Source organism: Phyllobacterium sp. LjRoot231 (assembly GCF_964253365.1).
In the GTDB taxonomy this organism is placed as follows: domain Bacteria; phylum Pseudomonadota; class Alphaproteobacteria; order Rhizobiales; family Rhizobiaceae; genus Phyllobacterium.
The window spans coordinates 335,752-357,247 of the sequence record NZ_CAXUQT020000001.1; the positions used below are offsets into that span (position 1 = coordinate 335,752).

16 protein-coding genes are annotated in these 21,496 nt (G+C 57.6%); 5 read left to right on the forward strand and 11 right to left on the reverse strand.

The window, feature by feature from the left end; all coding sequences use genetic code 11:
* Window positions 1-40: 40 nt before the first annotated feature.
* The 3 genes from ACSQ3H_RS01590 to lepA form a co-directional block, all read right to left on the reverse strand.
* Window positions 41-1,951: a hypothetical protein gene (locus ACSQ3H_RS01590; RefSeq protein WP_436115418.1), complete on the reverse strand. Its 1,911-nt coding sequence runs from the start codon at window positions 1,949-1,951 to the stop codon at window positions 41-43.
* Between the two features lie 176 nt (window positions 1,952-2,127).
* On the reverse strand, window positions 2,128-2,358 hold the full coding sequence (locus tag ACSQ3H_RS01595) for a hypothetical protein (protein ID WP_436115419.1): 231 nt from the start codon (window positions 2,356-2,358) through the stop codon (window positions 2,128-2,130).
* The gene (gene lepA, locus ACSQ3H_RS01600; RefSeq protein WP_436119315.1) at window positions 2,355-4,163 is read right to left on the reverse strand and encodes a translation elongation factor 4; all 1,809 of its coding nucleotides are present in this window, start codon (window positions 4,161-4,163) and stop codon (window positions 2,355-2,357) included. The genes ACSQ3H_RS01595 and lepA overlap by 4 nt, the downstream gene beginning before the upstream one ends.
* A gap of 127 nt (window positions 4,164-4,290) precedes the next feature.
* Between lepA and ACSQ3H_RS01605 the strand changes: the two genes are divergently transcribed.
* From ACSQ3H_RS01605 to ACSQ3H_RS01615, 3 genes are all read left to right on the forward strand, one after another.
* Window positions 4,291-6,048 carry a phospholipase D-like domain-containing protein gene (locus ACSQ3H_RS01605; RefSeq protein ID WP_436115420.1) on the forward strand — a complete coding sequence of 586 codons (1,758 nt, stop codon included), beginning with the start codon at window positions 4,291-4,293 and terminating at the stop codon, window positions 6,046-6,048.
* Between the two features lie 85 nt (window positions 6,049-6,133).
* Complete coding sequence (locus tag ACSQ3H_RS01610; RefSeq protein ID WP_436115421.1) at window positions 6,134-6,703, forward strand: DUF2239 family protein; 570 nt, start codon at window positions 6,134-6,136, stop codon at window positions 6,701-6,703.
* A gap of 145 nt (window positions 6,704-6,848) precedes the next feature.
* Window positions 6,849-9,224 (forward strand): hypothetical protein, encoded by a 2,376-nt coding sequence (locus ACSQ3H_RS01615; RefSeq protein ID WP_436115422.1) that lies wholly within the window; start codon window positions 6,849-6,851, stop codon window positions 9,222-9,224.
* A 138-nt stretch (window positions 9,225-9,362) separates the two neighbouring features.
* On the opposite strand, the gene ACSQ3H_RS01620 is transcribed toward ACSQ3H_RS01615, so the two are convergent.
* From ACSQ3H_RS01620 to pgi, 7 genes are all read right to left on the reverse strand, one after another.
* Entirely contained in the window at window positions 9,363-9,770 is a 408-nt protein-coding gene (locus tag ACSQ3H_RS01620; protein WP_436115423.1) for a type II toxin-antitoxin system VapC family toxin, read from the reverse strand.
* Between the two features lies 1 nt (window position 9,771).
* Window positions 9,772-10,002, reverse strand: a complete 231-nt coding sequence (locus ACSQ3H_RS01625; RefSeq protein WP_436115424.1) for an AbrB/MazE/SpoVT family DNA-binding domain-containing protein — start codon at window positions 10,000-10,002, stop codon at window positions 9,772-9,774.
* A gap of 367 nt (window positions 10,003-10,369) precedes the next feature.
* A complete protein-coding gene (locus ACSQ3H_RS01630) occupies window positions 10,370-12,367 on the reverse strand; it encodes a PhoX family protein (protein ID WP_436115425.1) in 1,998 nt (665 codons plus the stop codon).
* A 118-nt stretch (window positions 12,368-12,485) separates the two neighbouring features.
* Complete coding sequence (locus ACSQ3H_RS01635; protein WP_436115426.1) at window positions 12,486-13,475, reverse strand: threonine/serine dehydratase; 990 nt, start codon at window positions 13,473-13,475, stop codon at window positions 12,486-12,488.
* Window positions 13,476-13,574: 99 nt separating this feature from the next.
* On the reverse strand, window positions 13,575-14,315 hold the full coding sequence (locus tag ACSQ3H_RS01640; protein ID WP_436115427.1) for an HAD family hydrolase: 741 nt from the start codon (window positions 14,313-14,315) through the stop codon (window positions 13,575-13,577).
* Entirely contained in the window at window positions 14,315-15,367 is a 1,053-nt protein-coding gene (locus tag ACSQ3H_RS01645; RefSeq protein ID WP_436115428.1) for a peptidase M14, read from the reverse strand. The genes ACSQ3H_RS01640 and ACSQ3H_RS01645 overlap by 1 nt, the downstream gene beginning before the upstream one ends.
* Window positions 15,368-15,533: 166 nt before the next feature.
* Window positions 15,534-17,186 carry a glucose-6-phosphate isomerase gene (gene pgi / locus ACSQ3H_RS01650; protein WP_436115429.1) on the reverse strand — a complete coding sequence of 551 codons (1,653 nt, stop codon included), beginning with the start codon at window positions 17,184-17,186 and terminating at the stop codon, window positions 15,534-15,536.
* Window positions 17,187-17,335: 149 nt separating this feature from the next.
* Here pgi and ACSQ3H_RS01655 point away from each other — a divergent pair, with 149 nt between their 5' ends.
* Window positions 17,336-17,779: a CoxG family protein gene (locus tag ACSQ3H_RS01655; protein WP_436115430.1), complete on the forward strand. Its 444-nt coding sequence runs from the start codon at window positions 17,336-17,338 to the stop codon at window positions 17,777-17,779.
* A gap of 116 nt (window positions 17,780-17,895) precedes the next feature.
* Window positions 17,896-19,509 (forward strand): GMC family oxidoreductase, encoded by a 1,614-nt coding sequence (locus ACSQ3H_RS01660; protein WP_436115431.1) that lies wholly within the window; start codon window positions 17,896-17,898, stop codon window positions 19,507-19,509.
* A gap of 175 nt (window positions 19,510-19,684) precedes the next feature.
* Here ACSQ3H_RS01660 and ACSQ3H_RS01665 read toward each other — a convergent pair whose 3' ends face one another.
* Window positions 19,685-21,319, reverse strand: coding sequence for a Na+/H+ antiporter (locus tag ACSQ3H_RS01665; RefSeq protein ID WP_436115432.1), 1,635 nt, complete (start codon window positions 21,317-21,319; stop codon window positions 19,685-19,687).
* Between the last annotated feature and the right edge of the window lie 177 nt (window positions 21,320-21,496).

Consider the following 21,496-nt stretch of genomic DNA (forward strand, 5'->3'; position numbering starts at 1 on the left):
TGCGCATGGGAGGTATGTTGGTCGAAAAAGGGGAACGGCGTTATGCTAAAGGCAGCGTCTTAAGAACTGTCAGCAATTTGTGAATGATATCAATCATAGTTGGATTCTCAGCAAAATAGGTCAACAGCCACTCTTGATTGGCGACTACCCATTTAGCAGCAGCCAGATCTGAAGTCCCGCTGGCAATTGCCGTCTTCCCCTTATGTTGCCAAGCTAACTTTGCGTAATCGGATGCACGCTCAATTGCTTTTCTAGCAAAATTCTTTGCGCCCTCAGAATAGCGGCGGGATTGTCTGCTCTCTTGGTCGGGTACGGCTGGCGCAACCTTTGCTTCCTCACCAAGCACCGCTTCTACATTAGGCGCAGCTGCGTCACGATCAACGGCATCTTTTATTACTCTTTGTCCCTCTGAGGGGGGAACCATCTTCTTGCGAGCATCGGGGCCAAGCAGTGCTTCGTCACGCCTAGCCAATTCGGAATCGAAAGAAACATAATTGTTATAATCTGCAATCAACTTCCCTAGTGCCAGCAACAGATCGTCAGCTACAGGCGTAAGGTTCGAAAAATCGCTTTTATCTGAATAAGCCGTCAAATCTCGACGCAATCCATCTCCGCGTGGAATCAATAAATCTGGATCTAATTGTTCTATCGATTCACCCAGAGATTCGCTGAACAACGATATCTCATCAATGATCGCAGCGGAAGCATTGCCCCCTCTCTGATCTCGTGCGTAAGTTGCAAGAAGCTGATCAACACGTCGCCTCACCTCTCGATGACGCTTCCTTGCTTTTTCGTCGCAGCTCAGTTCTCCGGCACTTGCCTTGTGTTTTACTTCTATAGGTCGATCCGGTGGGCTTTCGAACTGGATTGCGCCTGGAGTCTGTGGTTCAACTAACAGATCTGTGAATCCGGTTTCTTGTTTACTGTTCGCAGCCTCATATGCCCCGTGCGCGACTCTTCTAATTCGTCCCCCAGCGGTCAAACGGCTAAGCTGGCTTCGGAGCGTATGTGGTAGAACGTCTCGATTGTCTCGCTCGAAAGCGTTCATAATCTCGGCAATGAACGCCGCCGATCCTCTCTCCTCGAGATAAGCGACAATAAAATTGGCAATACTTAATCTATTTGCTGTTTTTTCTGGTGGATCCCAATTTTTACTTTCTCTAGCGATAATGCGCTTAATATCAGAATTTATGCGCTCTACACTTCTTTCCCAAAAGTATTGCTCCTGCGATAACAACTCAAGATCTATTGTTATCGGACGCGTCCCATAGAGGTTAGATTTATCGCCTCTAATTATGCTTTCATACCAATCAGTCCATACAGACCAATTCTCGTTTCTTGCGAACAGCGATGTCTTTAATTTCCGCCAGCTACTACTCACCCAAGTTAGTTGCTTGGTCGGCCATAGTGGAGCCCCGTCAAATGCGTCGACGCTTAGACCCCGTTCTAAGCTGTTGATTTCTTGTTGGAAAGCATCCCACGTGTGGCGAGTGACACGTTCGATTAATTGAGGTTGGCCCAACGAACGAGTTGTCACTCGTATGGCTGAGCCAGGGGACCGAATAGCGTCAAGGATAGACGATGCTGCCGTATAAGCCGGATTATTTCCTGATGCCGCATATGCTGCATACGCCATACAGAACAGAACCCGCCGTGTGTCTTCCGCTATGCCCTTAGCAAACCTCTCACACTCGGAAGCAGCTAGATCAACCGCATCCGGGATGGTCGCGGATCCGACCTCCGAAATAAACCACGCCGCATGTATAGCGCGAAAGGCCGCGAGTGTTCGCTGAGCACTGAAGTCTGAAATGGTATTCGATTTCGGATCTATTTGAAAAGAGAGTGCAGGGACCGATCGTAGGACAGCCCTTGTCGCCAAGCGTACTGCCCATTTATCAGGCTTGTCTTTCAGCCATTGCTCGAGATCGTTTTCGTCATTGATCTTAACCAAGACATACCCTTCGGAAGATCCGTATCTGATTTAATCTTGGCTCTGCAAGTCGAGAATCATTCAGGTGTTAACCTATAACTATTCGCATACAGTATGAGGAGCAATCGTCAATACAAGTAGCGCAAATATAATTCCCCCCCCCGTGGCCAAATAGGAAAACCATACAAAAAGGTTACTTACCCACCAAACTGCTCTTCCTGTTCCACTGTCAGCGGCTTGATGCCGGGCGTTGGCGGTTCGGGCTGGTCGCCTTGCGCGGCGGGCATGGCCGCAGGCGGGGTGCGCGGTGCGGTTGTGGTGCAGCCGGCAAGCGCCGCGCTGCACAGGATCAGGATGCTGATCAGAAGATAGTAGGCGGGGCGCATGGGGGTCACAAGGACAGGAAAGTTGAGGACCGCAGCCTTCAATTATCGCTCATCTTCAGCGCCTGGATAAACGCTTCCTGCGGGATTTCGACCTTGCCGAACTGCCGCATGCGCTTCTTGCCTTCCTTCTGCTTTTCCAGAAGCTTGCGCTTGCGCGAGACGTCGCCGCCATAGCATTTCGCCGTCACGTCCTTGCGCAGGGCCGAGATGGTTTCGCGCGCGATCACCGTGCCGCCAATGGCCGCCTGGATCGGGATCTTGAACATGTGCTTGGGGATCAGGTCCTTCAGCTTTTCGCAAAGGTCACGGCCGCGCTTTTCGGCGGCGGCGCGGTGCACCATCATCGACAATGCGTCCACCGGCTCGCCATTCACCAGCACCGACATCTTGACCAGATTGCCCTCGCGGTAATCCGACAGATGATAGTCGAAGGAGGCATAGCCCTGGCTGATCGACTTCAGCCGGTCGTAGAAATCGAACACCACCTCGTTGAGCGGCAGATCATAGGTGACCATGGCGCGCTTGCCGACATAGTTCAGATCGATCTGGATGCCGCGGCGGTCCTGGCAGAGCTTGAGGATCGAGCCGAGATAATCATCGGGGGTGAGGATCGTCGCGCGGATCCACGGCTCCTCGATGGAGGCGATCTTCATCACCTCCGGCATGTCGGCGGGATTGTGCAATTCGCGCTGGGTGCCGTCGGTCATGTTGAGCTTGTAGACGACGCTCGGCGCGGTGGCGATGAGATCGAGGTTGAACTCGCGCTCCAGCCGTTCCTGGATGATCTCGAGATGCAGGAGCCCGAGGAAGCCGCAGCGGAAGCCGAAACCGAGCGCGGCGGAGCTTTCCATCTCGAACGAGAACGAGGCGTCGTTGAGGCGCAGGCGGCCCATGGCTGCACGCAGATCCTCGAAATCCGCCGCATCGACGGGGAAGAGGCCGCAGAAGACGACAGGCTGCGCCGGTTTGAAGCCGGGCAGGATCGACGTGGTCGGGCGCTTGTCCTCGGTGATGGTATCGCCGACGCGGGTGTCGGCGACTTCCTTGATCGAGGCGGTGATGAAGCCAAACTCGCCGGGTCCGAGCTCGTCGACGGCGAGCATCTTCGGCGTGAATACGCCGGTGCGCTCCACCGGATATTTGGCGCCGGTGCCCATCATGCGGATGGTCTGGCCCTTTTTCAGCACGCCATCGATGATGCGCACGAGAACGATGACGCCGAGATAGGCGTCGTACCAGCTATCGACCAGCATGGCTTTCAGCGGCTTGGTGCGATCGCCTTCGCGCGGCGGCGGCAGCTGGTTGACGATGGCTTCCAGCACATCCGGAATGCCGAGGCCGGTCTTGGCGGAGATCAGCACCGCGTTGCTGGCGTCGATGCCGATGACTTCCTCGACCTGCTCGCGGATACGCTCAGGCTCGGCTGCCGGCAGATCGACCTTGTTGAGCACCACGACGATTTCGTGGTTGTTGTCGATGGCCTGATAGACATTGGCGAGCGTCTGCGCCTCGACGCCCTGCGAGGCATCGACGACGAGCAGCGAACCTTCACAGGCAGCGAGGGAGCGCGACACCTCATAGGCGAAATCGACGTGGCCGGGCGTGTCGATCAGGTTGAGGATATAGGTCTCGCCATTGTTAGCCTTGTAGGTCAGCCGGACCGTCTGCGCCTTGATGGTGATGCCGCGCTCGCGCTCGATATCCATCGAGTCGAGCACCTGCTCCTTCATGTCGCGCAGCTCCAGCCCGCCGGTCGATTGGATCAGCCGGTCGGCAAGGGTGGATTTGCCATGGTCGATATGGGCGACGATGGAGAAATTACGAATGTGATCTAGTGGAGTGCTCATGCGCGCCACATAGAGCATTTCGGGCGGATTTGGAAGGGTTGTGTCAGGCGTATCGCAGTGCCGTCACATGATTGCATAGCGCACGTGGTATAATGATGTGGACACGTCAGGCAGCGGGGGAGCGATCATGGACGCGTTTTTCAGTTTCAAGGAGAAGGACGGCTTTCGCGTCAAGCTGTGGCGGGGCGAATCCATGTGCCTGCTCGGCTTCGACGTGGATGCGCCGGAGGCCGATTTCGTCGGTTTTGCCGTCGAATACAAGGAGCCCGGCGCTGCGGCATTCAAGCGACTGCACAACCGCATCGCGTTCAAGTATGAAGCGCCGGTGGCCGAGGCAGTCACGGGGCAGCGGACATTCCGGACGACCGAGGCGCCGCTGCAGACATTCCGCTGGGTGCATTTTCCGTGGGATCCGCAAGACGGGATCTACACCTACCGCATCACCAAGATGCACATGCCGCAGGATGGCGTTTTGACGCGCGGCACCGCGATCGAACAGTCGATCCGGCTGGATACAGTGACGCTGGACGGCTATCTCGACGTGGGTTTCACCCGCAACTTCGCGTCCTCGCAGGCCTTCGAGGCGAAGAAGCAGCAACTCGGCATCGGCAATGACATCATTCCCGCGCTGGCCGATGACGGTCTCGCCTTCGCCGCGAAGAAAGCGCAGATCGCCGGGACGGGCATCTATGACTGGCTCGGCTTCGAGGCACACCGGTTGTTGTTCGAGTTCCTCGATTGGGCGATAGCCGATCCGGCGATCGAGATCGACGCTCTCGCCTATGATCTGAGCGAGCCGGATTTTCTGGCGCGACTCGAGGCGTTGGGGCCGCGACTGCGCGCCATCATCGACGATTCCACCGAGGCGGACGAGCACACGAACGGGGTCACCGGACACGGAGCGGCGCATAGCGCGGAGACGCAGGCGGCAGAACGGCTCAGCGCGAGCGCCGGTCCGGCCAGGATAAAGCGCGGGCATTTCCGCGGACTGCAGCACAACAAGGTACTGGTCGCCAAGCGCAACGGCGTGCCGGTGCGGGTTCTCGGCGGATCGACGAATTTCTCGTTCCGCGGCTTTTACATCCAGGCCAACAATCTCTTCGTCTTCGACAACGAGGAAATCGCCGGCCTGTTCGAGCAGATGTTCACGCTCGCATTCACCGATATGGCGAATTTCCAGAAAAACCCGTTCGCCAAGGTCTGGCATGCAGTCAAACCCGAAGGCAAGCCTGCGGTACATATCTGTTTCTCGCCGCATACCGCTGCAACGCTTTCGCTGGAGCCGGTCGGCGGGGCCATCGACCAGGCGACGTCGTCGGTGTTCTATTCGTTCGCCTTCATGAGCCAGACCCGATCCGGCGCGGTGCGCGAAGCGCTGGACCGGCTGATGACGAAGCCGCTGTTCAGCTACGGCGTGGTCGACAAGAAGGGCGCCATGGAAATCAAGAAACCGAGCGGCGATGTCGGTCTCGTCGATTTCGCCTATCTCGCGGAAAAGGCACCGGAACCGTTCAAGACCGAGTGGTCGGGCGGTGCCGGGATCAATATCCACCACAAGTTCGCCGTGGTCGATTTCGACAAGCCGACCGCCAAGGTCTTCACCGGATCGAGCAATTTTTCGCCATCGGGCGAAAAGGGCAATGGCGACCACCTCGTGATCATCGAGGACCAGCGCGTCGCAACTGCCTTCGCCATCGAGGCGCTGCGGATGTTCGATCACCTCAACTTCCGCAATCGCATGGAAACGGAAATCGCAGCGCAACCCGAAGCGCTGCTGTTGCAGAAGCCGAAGGCGATTTCCGGCAAACAGACATCTTGGTTCGACAAATTCTATGTGGCCGGAAGCCAGCGCGAGCGCGACAGGCAAACCTTTTCACGTGCATGAAGAATGTCGGATAATTTTACCCGGGTATATTGACGAGAGTATTTTACCCGGGTAAAAACTCGCCATCAAACAGATGGATGAGATTATGCAAACAACGGAAAACAGGTGTACGGCCTTCCAGGGCGTGCGGAAGATTGCCAGCGGGGCGCGGGCAGAGGTCGCGCTGGCGGCGAAGCGGGCGGGCGATACTGGCGAGGCAGTCCTGATTTTCGATGACATGACGGGCAAACAGGTCGAGTTCGACCTGCGCGGCAGCGATGCGGAAATCCTGGCGCGGCTGGACCCGGCCGAACCGCGCAAGCCGGGCCGGCCGAAGCTTGGCGTTACGGCACGTGAGGTAACGCTGCTGCCACGCCAATGGGATTGGCTGAACGGCCAACCGGGCGGCGCTTCGGTTACGTTACGCAAGCTCGTGGATGCGGCACGTAACGCCAATGGCGGGCGTGAACGCAAATGGCAGGCGCAAGAAGCCGCGGACCGCTTCATGCTGGCGATGGCCGGGAACCAGCCGCACTACGAAGAGGTTGGGCGCGCGCTTTATGCCGGCAATGTCCAGCGGTTCATCGATCTGATCGAAGGCTGGCCGCAGGGTATCCGCGACCATGTGCGCCGCCTCGCCGAACCGGCTTTCGACTGGCCGGATGCAGCCAATTAGACCTTAGCCTAATACAGCCCTATCTGGCACACCCCTTGCTTCATTGATCGACATGAGCCCGTACGGGCTTACAACAAACATCGTTATTTCTCTCGCTTTGTATTTTTTGTCTTTTTAAGGGTCGATTGCCCGACAGGAGTTTTCAATGACGCAATGGATTAATCCCAGCGCACGCCGCGCGTGCATGTTTGGCGCGCTGCTTGCCGCTTTAATGGGCTGCAATGAAGGGGGCAATGAGCAAACGCCAACGGAGTCGACCTTTGACACCGTCACAGCGGCGCCGGTAATCGACGAGACACAAGTGCCGAAAGAGCCGGTCGTGGGAACTGTCACCGAGGTTCCTGATACCGAACCGAAGAAACCGGAGACGAAAGGTGGCGAGGCGACGCCGCTGGATGTCAAGCCCGACGGCGGAGCGACGCTGCTGAATGAGGGTATCAAGCCAGTCGTCGCCAAGGCGATGCGCTTCACCGAAATCGCGCCCGATACGACCGGCGGCGCGACGTTCAAATCATTCGCTCAATATGAATATGAATTGGGCAATCTCGTCGCAATGGCAAGCACGGACGCGGTCTCCTTTACCAGTGGCACTCCGTTCATCACCCCTATCAAAGGTCGGGTCCGTTTCCCGGAAAAATTGCTGAAGCAGTCGGTTACGACAGATCCTTGGCCGATCATCATCTTCCTGCATGGGCAGCATAATGCCAGTGCCCCCAGCTATCAGGGTTACGACTATCTTGCTGAGGATCTTGCCACAAAGGGCTATGTCGTGGTTTCGATCGATGCAAAAGCGATAAATGCCGACGGAGATTTCTCAAGCCAATCGCGCGCGCAGCTGGTGCTGGGCACGCTGGATCGTTTGCGCCAGATCAACGAGAACGGTCAGATAGATGATAAGAGTAACCCGGGAGCGCTCAACGTATTGCGTGAAAAGCTCGATTTTTCCCGGATCGGTATTATGGGCCACTCGCGTGGCGGGCAGGGAATTTCGAACACAATTCTGTTCAACAAAATCCGGCGGGGCGTCACGGAAGCGGATTTGATCACCGCCTTGCAGAAAAGTCCGGGCTCATTCTCAACGGCTTTTCCCAAGCTCGTCGGAGCGATCACACCGCCCGAAGTTGCCGTCCCGGAGATCTTGGCAACGGATGGTACGGTGATCACGCCGGCAATTGAGGCCAAAGCGGCCGGTATCGATGAAGCCGTTCTCAAGGAGTACAACATCTTCTATGCCGCCGGCAGCAAAGACAGCGGAAAGAAGGAGCCCTATTATAATTTCAAGGCGGCCTTCATGCTGGCGCCGACGGATTTCGGCGGTAATACGGCTCTGAACGACATTCCGCTCGCAAATCTGCTCCCCACCTGCGACGGCGACATGCGCGATCTCGAAGGCGCCAGGGTCTATGACCACAATCGCTTCGGCCCCACGAATGACACGGCGCCGCGCTACCAGATCATGGTTCATGGCGCCAATCACAATTTCTACAACACAGTCTGGACACAGGATGGCGATGATACCCCGGACGTTAGCACCAAGTGGTCTATCCCCGACGCCACCCCCTATTGCAGATACAAGCGTTCAGACGATACCAAGAGTATCCGCCTGAACGCGGAGGATCAGCGTCGCAACGGGCGTTTTATCATCAATTCTTTCATGCGCTATCATGTTGGCGGCGAAATGAAATTTGCCGCTTACTGGAACGGAACGGCAAAATTGCCCGATACGGCCTGCCCATCCGGAGCGGGACCTTGCGATGAACGCATGGTGCTGACCGTGCAAAAGGATGCCAGCCACAGCAAGCTGATCCAGCGCTTCGATCAGGCTGATGGTCTTTCGCGCAATGCGCTCGGCGAAGCGATCACGTTTTCCGGTTTCGACAAGATTCCCGGATTCGATACGCATAACGTTGCGCGTTGTGACATGACGCTTGCGGCAATGAACGCGAAAACTTGGAAGTTCTCGGCCAGCGTATGCACGCCCAAGCAGCTAAAAGACTTCGAGTATGGAGGCTGGGACAATAATGGCCTGCTTTCGATTGCCGATCATGCCGAACTGGTCTGGTCGAAACCAAATGCGGCGATCGTCGAGGATATCACCGGCCTTTCCGCTGCGGGCACTGATTCGCTGACATTCCGCATCGCAGTGGTGCGGCCCATGGGCCAGGAGGTGCTGGTGACGCTGACCGACAGCGCGGGCAAGACGGCGACTGTCACAGCGAGCGACTTCACCGATGCGCTTTACAATGCCCCGACACCGAAGAAGGGGGGCGATTGGCCTAAGGAAAAGGACTTGCCGATGACTGACGATCCAGCGGACAAGCCCTACACTGATGGTCAAGTAAAAATGCTTATGAACATGGTCGCGATCCCGCTGAAAGCTTTCGAAGAAGTAGACATGACCAACCTGAAAGAGTTGAAGCTCGCCTTCCCCAAGGAAAGCGGCAAGGTCGCCATCACCGATATCGAGCTGCAGAATCTGGGTCGGGAAAGGCCTGAGCAGAAGCTGGCAGCGCGTCAGTGACATCACACTGCGCCCCTCATTGGTTGAGGGGCGCAGTGGTGTCATGTTGCCTCTACTGCAATTCGAAAAATATTCCTTCGATATTCAAAACCCTATTTCAGGTTAAGAGCCCTGACATTGGCCAACTTGCTATCCTACTCAAGGCAGCTGAGGCGCGATCAGATCCAGTGCCGGGAAATATGTTCGATAGCGTTTCGGATCACGCGTGAGGAGTGGTAATTTTTCCACTGCTGCATGGGCGCCTATGAAAAAGTCCGGCAGCACCCCGGTTTTACTGCCGCCATTCTTACGGTATTGGCTAAAGACCTTGGCGGCCTGAAACAATGCCGGGCGGGGAGTTGATACAATACCTATCTGCGTATCATCGAGGAATCGATCCAAATCCTCAATATGATTGAAGCTCACGGAGAGTTCGGCGTAAACGACGTCATTGATCAGGAGCGGGCTGCGCACCGCAGCCTCCTTCAATCTGGCGAGGGACCAATCCGACCATTGCGTGTCGTTTGTAACCAGGTCGAGCAGGACGTTTGTATCGATGAGCAGCAAATCAATCTTCGCCGCGGGTCATGGCCATGATTTCATCGGTGCTCATACCGTCGGCGAGAAAGCCCCTCCACTTTTCGAATCGGCTTTCCGCACGCTTTTCATCAAGATGAACCAGAACTACCTTGCCATCAGTCGTGCGCTGGAAATCCACCTTACTCCCGGGAACAATCCCCAGGAGATCGCGAACCGGCTTCGGAATCGTAACCTGACCTTTTGTGGTGACTCTTGTCATGGCAACCTCGGTAATACTTTTCTGACAAAAATGTATTACTTCGGTTCCGGGAATTCAAGCCCGACTTTAGGGTGCGGACCCATTAATATGGTCGAAATGGTATGAGGCTTTTCGTTTGGGTACGAGGAGCAAAGGCGATGGCAATGTCTATCCATTGTCGAGCCTTTGCGACAAAGTAGCCGGACGAAAAGACCATATCCTGCGGACGCCGAAACGGCTGCAATCTGCAGTGTCGAGCCGCTCGGCCGGGGGGAAGGCCCCGCCCGTCACGTCTCTCCTCGCATCTTCTTGCCGTTTCAGGCGCCATTTCAATCATATTAATGGGTCCGCACCCTAGACCAAGATGCCTAAAGCCGGGCTGTTACGATCAAACCGCGATCTTGCCGCCGCCCTTTTTGGTTATGGCGAGGACCGAGGGGCGGACCGGCATGTTGTCCTTGAAGTCCGGCCAGCGGGTCGACAGGTCCTCGTAATAGGAAGGACGGCCAAACTCTTTCCAATCCTCGCCGCCATCGCCCGGATGCTGGACCGCAACCATCATGGTTGCCATATCCGGCAGCATGAGCGGGCCGCACATTTCGGCGCCGACCGGTACACGGAAGAACAGTTTCGACGTAGCGCGAGCACCGCCTTCGGTGTCCACCGCCCAGATGCCATCGGTGCGGCCAGTTTCCTTCGGCGAGTTGCCGTCGGTGGACACCCAGAGGCGGCCATCGGCATCAACTGCGCAATTGTCCGGCATGCCGAACCAGCCATTCCTGGTGGTATCGGTGGAGAATGACGCACCTACATCGGCCACGGAAGGGTCGCCGCATTTCAGCAAGATTTCCCACTTGCCCTTGGTGGCAGCGAAATTGCCATCTTCCTCGGCAATCTCGACAATGTGACCGAAAGCGTTTTTGGCGCGCGGATTGACGGCATCAACCTGGTCGTCCTTGCGCTTGGTGTTGTTGGTCAGCATGACATAGACTTTGCCATTGACGCCGTTCGGGCCAATGTCTTCGGGACGATCCATCTTGGTCGCGCCGAGCAGATCGCCAGCGCGGCGGGTTTCGATCAAAACATCCGCCTGACTGGCAAAGCCATTGGCTTCCGTCAGCGGACCTTGGCCAAAGACGACCGGCAGCCAGTTGATAGTGCCGTCGACATCGAATTTGGCGACGTAGAGCGTGCCGTCATCGAGAAGATCAAGATTGGCAGCGCGGTCATCTGGATTGAATTTGCCGGCGGTGACGAATTTATAAACATAATCGAAACGCTCGTCGTCGCCGAGGTAGAAGACGACACGGCCATCCTTGGCAACGATGGAATCGGCGCCCTCATGCTTGAAACGGCCCATGGCAGTGCGCTTCTTGGGAATGGAATTGGGATCATTCACATCGATCTCGACCACCCAGCCGAAACGGTTGGCCTCATTCGGTTCCTTCGACAGGTCGAAGCGGTCGTGGAACTTGCCCCAGTCGTAGACGCCTTCCGGAATGCCCATGCGCTTGTAGTTGGCGGCTTCCTTGCTGTCCGCCGGCAGTTCGCCGAGGAAATAACCATGGACGTTCTCTTCGCCCGAGACATAGGTGCCCCAAGGTGTGACGCCGCCTGAACAATTGTTGATCGTCCCGAAAACTTTTTTGCCGGAAGAATCGGCATTGGTCTTGACGCGATCATGCTCTGCAACGGGGCCGGAAAGTTGCATCTCGGTATTGGCGGTGATGCGGCGGTTGAGCTTGCCATCCTTGACGACCTGCCACTTGCCTTCGGTCTTTTTGATCTCGACAACAGTGCCGCCATGGGCAGCCATCTCGATGTCGACGCGCTTCTGGTCAGCGGGCGAGATCTCGATCTTGGCAACGCCCTTGTCATCCTTGACGACTTTGACGATACCCGGGAACATCAGATGTTCATTGGTGTATTCGTGATTGACGACGAGCAGGCCGTGCTCGGACGAACCGTCGATCGGAATATAGCCGACATAGTCATTGTTGTAGCCGAACTGTTTTGACTGGGATTCCGGCGTCTGGTTCAGAGGATCGAATTCGGGGGAATCCGGAAACAGGCCGTCGCCCCAACGCAGGAGGACGTCAGCGTCATAGCCAGAAGCAACATGGTGCGTTTGATCGATCCCGACCTCGACTTCCTCGAACGCGAAGGCTGATTTGCTTTCGGCGCGGGCATCGTCGGCAAGCATCAGCGCCATCGGACTGACAGTTGCGGCAATGGCGGAAACAGCGAGCGAACCCTTGAGGAAGCCGCGGCGCGAAAAGCGCGCGGCAATGAGTTCGCCCATGGTCGCATTGTCGGTCGGGTTGTGACCCGGGCCATCATTTTCCTCGAGCTGGCTGGTGCGGAATGTCTGAGACTGGTCGTTCATGGCGCTTACCTCTGGCTATCTGGCTTGGGGAACGGATTTAAACCGTACCGCCCCGCTATGACGCCAGAGTAACAGTATGATGACAAACGCGCTTGTTTCGCATTGCTCAGACGAAGGTCTAAGCCGCTGCGATGAACTCGCCATAGAGGTCGAGATCGACATTGCCGCCGGAAAGCACGACGGCGACAATCTTGCCCTCGATATCCACTTCGCCGCTTGCCAAGGCCGCAAGCCCGACACAGCCGCCGGGTTCGACAATCAATTTCAGGAAATTCGCTGCGTCGCGCATGGCGGCCTTCACGGCGTCATCCGTGACCGCGATAGCGCCGGCGAGATTGCGCTTGTTGACAGGGAAGGTGAGATTGCCCGGTTGCGGTGTCAGGATCGCATCGCAGATCGAACGATGGCCGGGCTCATTGGCAACCGGCTCACCCGCGATCAGCGAACGGCGCAAATCATCGAAGTTTTCCGGCTCGACACCCCAGATGCGTGTCTGCGGCGAACCCGCCTTCACCGCCACGGAAATGCCGCTGATAAGGCCGCCGCCGCCGCTCGGTACAAACAATTCGTCGAGCATCAGCCCGCGCTCATTGGCATCGGCTACAAGCTCAAGCCCGATCGTTCCCTGCCCTGCCATGATGGAAGGATCGTCATAGGGCGGCACCAGGATCATGCCGCGCTCTTCGATATAAGGTGCGGCGACCGCATCGCGGGTTTGGTTGTAGCGGTCGTAAAACACGACTTCCGCGCCGTAGGAACGCGTGTTGGCGACCTTCGTCTGCGGGGCATCAAGCGGCATGATGATGGTGGCATGAATGCCGAAAAGCTTGGCGGAACTGGCAACACCCTGCGCGTGATTGCCCGAGGAGTAGGCGATGATGCCGCGCTCGCGTTCGTCCTGGGTGAACTGGCTGATACGGTTATAAGCGCCGCGAAACTTGAAAGAGCCGGTTCGTTGCAGGCACTCCGGCTTGAACAGGATGCGCGCTTTGTACTTGGCGTTCAGGGCCTCGGATTCCAGCAGCCGCGTCGACACGATCTGGCCCTTGAGCCTCGCCGCCGCAGCCTCAACGTCACCTATACCAATGGCCAAACCCTGACTGTCCATGCTGTCCTCGCTCCAGTGCTTTAATGACGGAGGATTGATAGCACCGCGATCTGCAACAGGCACTCAAATCATTGTCATCATAGCAATGAACGATGCCAATCAGGCAGAAAGAGTCTCGGCGCGCGTCTTGAGGAACTGCGGCAATTCGGCGATAGAACCCAGGATGGCATCGCTGAGATGCGCAAGATCGTCCAGCGTGCTGTTGCCTGACAGGACGCCGATGGCCAGCCCCGCACCAGCTGCATGGGCCATCTCCAGATCGTGGGCATTGTCGCCGACCATGGCAATAGCGCGAGGCTCAAGCCCGGTCTTTGCCGCGAAAAGGTGAAGCTGGTCCGCATGCGGTTTGGCACGCGTCACGGAATCATAGCCGATGATGACGGTGAACAATGGAGTCAAGCCCAGCGCTTCCGCCGTTGCGCGCGCACCCGCCTCCGAATCATTGGTGGCGATGCCGAGAACGAACCCTTGCGCCACCAATGCTTCCAGCGTCACACGCAAGCCTTCGATGCCGACGGCACGACGCGAACCCTCTTGCACGGCATAGGCGTTATAATCCCTGATGCGCGCCCGCTTTTCTTCGAGCGTCAGTTCGGGATGCCAGAGATCGACGATGTCGTTGACGGTTCCTGCGGCAATGACCGAACCGCCGCGGAATTTCTCCATTTCCCAGTCATAGCCGCCTGCTTCGACGAGCGCCCGCGCCCGTGCCTCATCGCCATCGGCTGCCTTGTGCGCCAGTTCCATGGTGATGCCGAACCAGGTGCGGTTGAAATCGACCAAGGTGCCATCCTTGTCGAAGAGGATGCCCCGGATATGGGAGGAACCGGCGGTTGCCATCAGGCCTCCAGGGAGCCAGGCCGTGCGTTTTCTGAACGCTTGCTGCCGAGCAGTTTCAACAGGTCATCGCCACGCCTTGTATAACGATGGCCGCGGCGGGTGAGAATCCGTCCCGCCTGCGGTGCAGTCAGGGTGATATCGCCGTTCGGATCGCCGGGAATGGTCACGACCGTCACCAGCTTGGCGCCGGCTTCGACTTCAGCGCCGATATCGACGTGGAAGAGGATCATGCCACCCTGTGGCGCACGGATCATCTCGACATTTTCGAGCGGAGTGACCGGACCGTTGAAATCGACCTTCAGCTTGACGCTGTCGTCGATGACGACACCGCGATGGACCAGGAATTTGTACAGGCCTTCGGCGTCGGCTCTACCGGTTTCGAAATCGACATCGTTCAGGCCGCGGAATTCCACGGTTGTCACGGCACGGGCCTTTCGCTCCGTCTCGGACAATTGCAATGCCGGATGCGCGCAGGCCTCCTCGAAGGCGGCATCGGCGGTGCTGTCCCATGAAAGAATGGCGGTCGAACCCAGGGCCGAAGCGAGGTCATACATTTCCGGCAGGAAGGCCTGATGGATGTAAAGGTAGTTCTCGCTCTCGTCGTCGCAGTGCAGATCGAGCACGATTTCGTGCGGCAGCGCCAAACGCAGAAGCTGTGCTTTCAGCCGTTCGACCAGCGATTTCGGTGCATCGATGGGTGGGAGAGCGGCGGTATCGAACGTCTCGAGCAAGGGGAACGAACGGTTGAAATTGACACCAGAGAAGTAGTCGAAACGGCCGAGGTGCTGGTGTGCCTGCCACTGCGCCGAGCCGATCGGATTCGCCTGCGGTACGACGGTGATAGTACCGGCGACGCGGCCTTCCTTCTCGGCTTTTTCCAGCATCGGGATGAGGAAATGCAGTGCGGCCTGGCCCGGCAGTTCCGAACCGTGCAACGAAGATTGCAGATAAGCGCCAACGGCTTTGTTGTCCCTGCCCTCAAAGCGCAGAACGCGTAGTTCAATGCTGTTGCCCGGCACGTCGCCGGGCAGCTTGATCATTTCCGTCTTCATTCCATTCTCCCATACCCCACCCTGATGGACATCTGATGCAGTTTTCTGTGCTTCCGGTGCTCGCAGACCAACTAGTCCGCTGCGCTCGTCGCCTCTGGCGACCCCAAAAACCACACCAGCTGACTCGTCAGGCTGAACTTTTAAACAAGATAGTTTCTTCTTAGCTCTATTTGCCTCGGCGCTTGCGCAGGTGCGCGACAAGACCTTGCGTGGAAGCGTCCTTGTCCTTGGGCTTCACCTCACCGGATACCACGGGCAGGAGTTCCGTTGCCAGTTCCTTGCCGAGTTCGACACCCCACTGATCGAAGGCATTGATGCCGTAGAGCTGCGCTTCGACGAAGACGCGGTGCTCGTAAAGCGCGATGAGGCGGCCGAGGGTATAGGGATCAAGAATGTCGTGGATGATGGTAATCGAGGGCCGGTTGCCGGTGAAAACCCGGTGCGGCGCGATGCGGTCCACCTCAGATTTGGGCAGGTTCTTTGCCGCGAGTTGCGCCTTGGCTTCGTCCAGAGTGCGACCGCGCATGAGCGCTTCGGATTGGGCGAGGCAGTTTGCGAGCAGCATTTCATGCTGGTTGTCGAGATGCGGCTCATGGCCCTTGGCCCCAACAATGAACTCGACGGGAATTGTATCGGTACCCTGATGCAGGAGCTGGAAGAACGCATGCTGGCCGTTTGTTCCCGGCTCGCCCCAGACGACGGGGCCGGTCGGCCCGGAAACGGGTTTGCCATCGACGGTAACGCCCTTGCCGTTCGATTCCATATCGAGCTGCTGCAGATAAGCCGGCAGACGGGCGAGGCGCTGATCGTAAGGGATCACGGCGCGGCTGGTATAGCCGGAAATGGCGCGGTGCCAATAGCCGACAAGGCCGAGCATCATCGGCAGGTTCTTCTTGAGCGGGGTTTTGCGGAAGTGCTCGTCCATCGCATGGGCGCCATCGAGGAAGCGGCCGAAGTTTTCCGGACCGATGGCGATCATCAGCGGCAGGCCGATCGCCGACCAAATGGAATAGCGGCCGCCAACCCAGTCCCAGAAACCGAAAATACGGTCTGCTGGAATGCCAAAAGCGTCGACCTTGTCGAGCGCCGTGGAAACAGCCGCAAAATGTTTGCCGACGGCCTTCTCGCCCAGCGCATCGGCGATCCATTTGCGCGCCGCCTTGGCATTGGTCATGGTCTCGATGGTAGTGAACGTCTTCGACGCGATGATTATCAGCGTTGTCGCCGGATCGAGGCCGGCGAGCGTGTCGGTGATATGCGCGCCATCGATGTTGGAGACGAAATGCGCCCTGGGCCCGTCATGATAAGGCGACATGGCAAGTGTGGCCATGGCAGGGCCGAGGTCGGAACCGCCGATGCCAATATTGACGATGTCGGTAATCGGCTTGTTCTTCGCACCTTTGATTTCGCCGGAACGCAGACCGTTGGAGAATGCGGCCATGCGATCGAGCACGTCCTTGACCCCCGGCATGACATCTTCGCCATCGACCTTGATCGGCTTGCCGGAACGGTTGCGCAACGCAATGTGCAGCACCGCGCGGCCTTCCGTATTGTTGATTGGTTTGCCGGCAAACATGGCGTCACGCCACGCTTCGACATCGGCTGCCTTTGCCAGATCGCCAAGCAAGGAAAGGGTCTCGTCATTGACAAGGCATTTCGACCAATCGAGCAGCAGGTCGTCAAGCCCGAGCGAGTATCGCGTAAAGCGTTTTGGATCTTCTGCGAAAGCCCCGCGCATGTTTTTCGGTGCGCCGCTTTTCCAATGGGCCTTCAATGCCTGAACCGACCGTTTGAGGTCGTTCGCTTGTTCTGACGCCATATCTGTCTCCTGAGATCACGCTGGATGGTGGGCAAACTGCCACCGGAACGGTTTTAAAGCAACGCATGTCCAAATGGAATCGTTGACAGAAACATGGACAGGAGCATTCGCGTGCCCTAGCTTTCCAAAACTCAGGGAGGGTTTTGAGCATGGACTTGATCGGGGAAGAACGAATTGCCGCATCGCGCGACACTGTCTGGAAAGCCTTGAACGATCCGGAAATATTGAAGGCATGTATTCCCGGCTGCGAGAGTCTTGAGAAAATCTCGGATACGGAGCTCGAAGCCACCGTGGGCGTCAAAATTGGTCCGGTCAAGGCGCGTTTCAATGGCAAGGTTGAGCTGACAAATCTCAATCCACCCTCTTCCTATACGATCTCCGGCGAAGGCAAGGGCGGCGTTGCCGGTTTTGCCAAGGGCGGAGCCGACGTCACTCTGGTCGAGGAAGGCGCCGAGACCGTGCTGGCCTATAAAGTCAATGCGGATGTCGGCGGCAAGATCGCCCAACTCGGCAGCCGGTTGATTGCCTCGACTTCCAAGAAACTCGCCACGCAGTTTTTCGAGAACTTCAACGCAGCGGTGAGCGGGACATAGGCCAATTTACGCCTCTGTCGCAATTTCCATAAGCCATGGCGGAAAGCCGTTTGGGTTTACGGAGTCGAAGCCGGATATCCTGATCGCATGCAATAACGCATTTGGAAATGGCATGCATGCGCTCCTTTGATTTTATCATTGTCGGATCAGGATCGGCCGGATCTGTCATCGCGGAGCGACTTTCAGCAAGTGGACGACATTCCGTGCTGGTGCTGGAAGCTGGCGGCTCGGACCGGCGCTTCTTCGTGTCCATGCCGCTCGGCTATGGCAAGACGTTTTACGACAAGTCCGTCAACTGGATGTACCGCGCCGAGCCTGATCCCGGCCTTGACGGCAATGCCGACTACTGGCCGCGCGGCAAGGTGCTGGGCGGTTCGAGTTCGATCAATGCCATGGTCTATGTTCGTGGTGCGCCTGAGGACTTTGACGAGTGGCGCGACAGGGGCAATCCGGGCTGGGGTTATGCCGATCTCTTGCCGATTTTCCGCTCGCTTGAGGATCATGACGGGCCAGCGACCAGCCTCGGACGCGGTGGGCCGCTTCACATTACCGATTGCTCAAAACTCTTTCATCCGCTTGCCAATGAGCTGATCAAGGCCGCACAGGAAGCCGGACTTGCCTACAACCCCGATTTCAATGGCAAGACGCAGGAAGGCGTCGGGCCCTTTCAACTGACGACGAAAGGCGGGCGGCGCATGTCCGCGGCACGGGCGTTCTTGCGGCCTGCCATGAAACGTCCGAATGTCACCGTCATCACGCAGGCGATGGTGACGCGCATCGTCTTCGAAGGTAAGCGGGCGGCAGGCGTCGAATTCACCCGCCATGGCAAGAGCGAAGTCGTCAAGGCTGGCCGCGAGGTCATCCTCTGCGGTGGCTCGATCAATACACCGCAACTCCTGGAGCTGTCGGGCATCGGCGACGCCACGCGTTTGCGCGATCTTGGCATTCCTGCGGTGCATGACAACGCCCAGGTGGGCGAAAATCTGCAGGACCATCTCGGCATCAACTACACCTACCGGGCCAATGTTCCATCGCTCAACCAGGTGTTGCGGCCGTGGTGGGGCAAGGCGCTTGCGGGCGTGGAATACCTGCTGCTACGGACCGGGCCGCTCTCGATCAGCATGAACCAGGGCGGCGGCTTTTTTCGCAGTGATCCATCACGTAACCGAGCCAATATGCAGCTCTATTTCCAGGCTTTTTCAACGTTGGTCCCCAAGAACGGCGAGCGGCCGATCCTGACGCCGGATCCGTGGCCGGGCTTTTCCATCGGCCTATCAAATTGCCGTCCGACGAGCAGCGGTTCGATCCATGTTCAGTCGAGCAATCCACTGGAGCAGCCGCGCATCGTGCCGAACGCGTTTTCGACCGAACATGACGTGGCCGAGATGCTCGACGCGGTAAAATTCCTGCGCAGCATCGCCGGAACACCAACCATGTCGAAACTGATCGTCGAGGAATTGCTGCCCGGGCCCGCCTGTCGGAGCGACGATGAATTGATGACGGATTTCCGGCGGCGCAGCGGCACGGTCTACCATCCTGTTTCCACCTGCCGCATGGGGCCGGACCCGGCGCAATCGGTGGTCGATCCGCGCCTGCGGGTCCACGGTGTACATGGCCTGCGCATCATCGACTGCTCGGTGTTTCCGAACATCATTTCCGGCAATACAAACGCCGCTGCCATGATGGTCGGTGCGAAGGGAGCGGAACTCGTGCTGGAAGATCGACAATAATCTGGAGGAGCACCATCGCTCCTGCCCTCCCCCTTGTGGGGAGGGTCGGACCGCAGGTCCGGGGTGGGGTCTCTTTTGCTGTTTAGACAGCTATGGCGCATAGGAAAGCGCACTGCAAGAAAGCCCCTCCCGCTGCTGCGCAGCCTCCCTCCCCACAAGGGGGAGGGTAAGGAGCCTAGCTGTATCTTGCTTCGAGCAGATCGATATCACGCACCATTTTACTGGCGGTGGTGCTTTCAAGCCGTCTCGCCCGCACCAGACGGTAGATTTCCTGCCGCTCTGCCTTCAGCGCAGTAATATGCAGCAGCTTTCCGATTTCCTCGCTTCGTGCCGTCTGTTCGCGTTCCTCGCCGAGGTGCATGCGCCCATCGATGCGCTTGCGGTAAAGCTCCATGATCTGCGTGGCCACATCGGTGAAAGCATCGGCGTCGGCGCGGCCGGACGCGAGGTCATGCTGGGCCTTTTCGATGGCCATGATAGCGGCTTCCGCAGCGGAGATACGAGCGTAATCCTCTTCCCGCTGGTGCGAATCCTCGACCGGCAGGTCGATATTCTTAAGCAAGCGCGGAAGGCAGATGCTTGCCATAATGAGGGACAGGATGATGACGCCGGCCGCCAGGAATATCACCAGATCGCGGGCGGGAAACAGGCTTCCATCATTGAGGAAAAGCGGTAGCGTCAGGATACCAGCCAGGGTGATGGCACCGCGAACTCCGGCAAAGGATATGGCGGCGACGAGCTGCCAATTTGGCCTTACGACAGGCTGCCCGCTTTTGGAAGACCGCCGAAAGGCGAAGCGCCACGAGACCCACACCCATGCAAAGCGAAGCGCGGCCAGCGACGCATAAATAATCACGACGTAGACCGGCAACCACCAGTAACTCGCCCTTCCCACGTGATGGACGTTGTCGACCGCACCCCAAAATATGCCCGGAAGCTGCTCGCCCAAAAGCACGAAAATGGCGCCATTGGCAGCAAATTGTGCAGTGTCCCAGACGGCAGTGCGCCGTACCCTTGTCAAGGCTAGGGACTGGCCGGTGTTTTCGGCGTAGCTCATGGTGATGCCGGCCGCGACGGCCGCAAGAATGCCTGAGGCATGCACATGTTCCGCCAAAAGATAGGCGCCGAACGGGATGAGCAGGCTGATAAGGATTTGCGAGCCGCTCTCTTCACCAAGATGCCGGGTCAGGAACGCCTTGCCCCTCGTGACGCCGAGGGTGACACCAACGCCGATGACAATGCCAGCAAAGGCAAGCCAGAGGAACGTTAAAAACGCTTCGGGCAGCGAAAACGCGCCTGTCAGCATGGCAGCGACGGCAAAGCGCATACAGACAAGGCCGGACGCATCGTTCAGCAACGATTCGCCTTCGAGGATATGCATCATGCGCGAGGGAATTGGCACGCGTGCGGCAATGGCGGAAACAGCGATGGGATCCGTCGGCGAAAGGATCGCAGCAAGCGCAAAGGCGACCGGCAGCGGCACCGACGGGATCATCCAGTGAACGAAGAAACCAACGCCGACGACGGTAAAAATAACAAGCCCAAGCGCCATATCGAGGATGATGCCCTTGTCGCGGAAAAGACCTTCCTTGGGAATACGCCAGCCATCGAGAAACAGGAGTGGTGGCAGGAACAACAGGAAGAAGATGTCCGGATCAAGCTCGACGCGGATACTCGTCACCGAGGCGATCGCCGCGCCGAGGCCGATCTGCACCAGCGGCAGCGGTACCGGAAGGGGAAGGACCCGGATGATGGAATCGCTGACCACAACGGCCAGGAGCATCAGGAGGACAATGGTTATTGTTTCCACGGAGAATCCAGTTTCGATCGGGAACAGGATGAAGGAAGTGCGGGTGCTTTGTCGAGGCGAACCTTGGCAACTTTGTGCCCAGATGGTGCCGAAGAGATGAATTGCACGATTTCGCTAAAGGAGGACGCAAAATCATTTTACGTTTACGTCAATGTAAATACTTGCAAGCGCACAGCC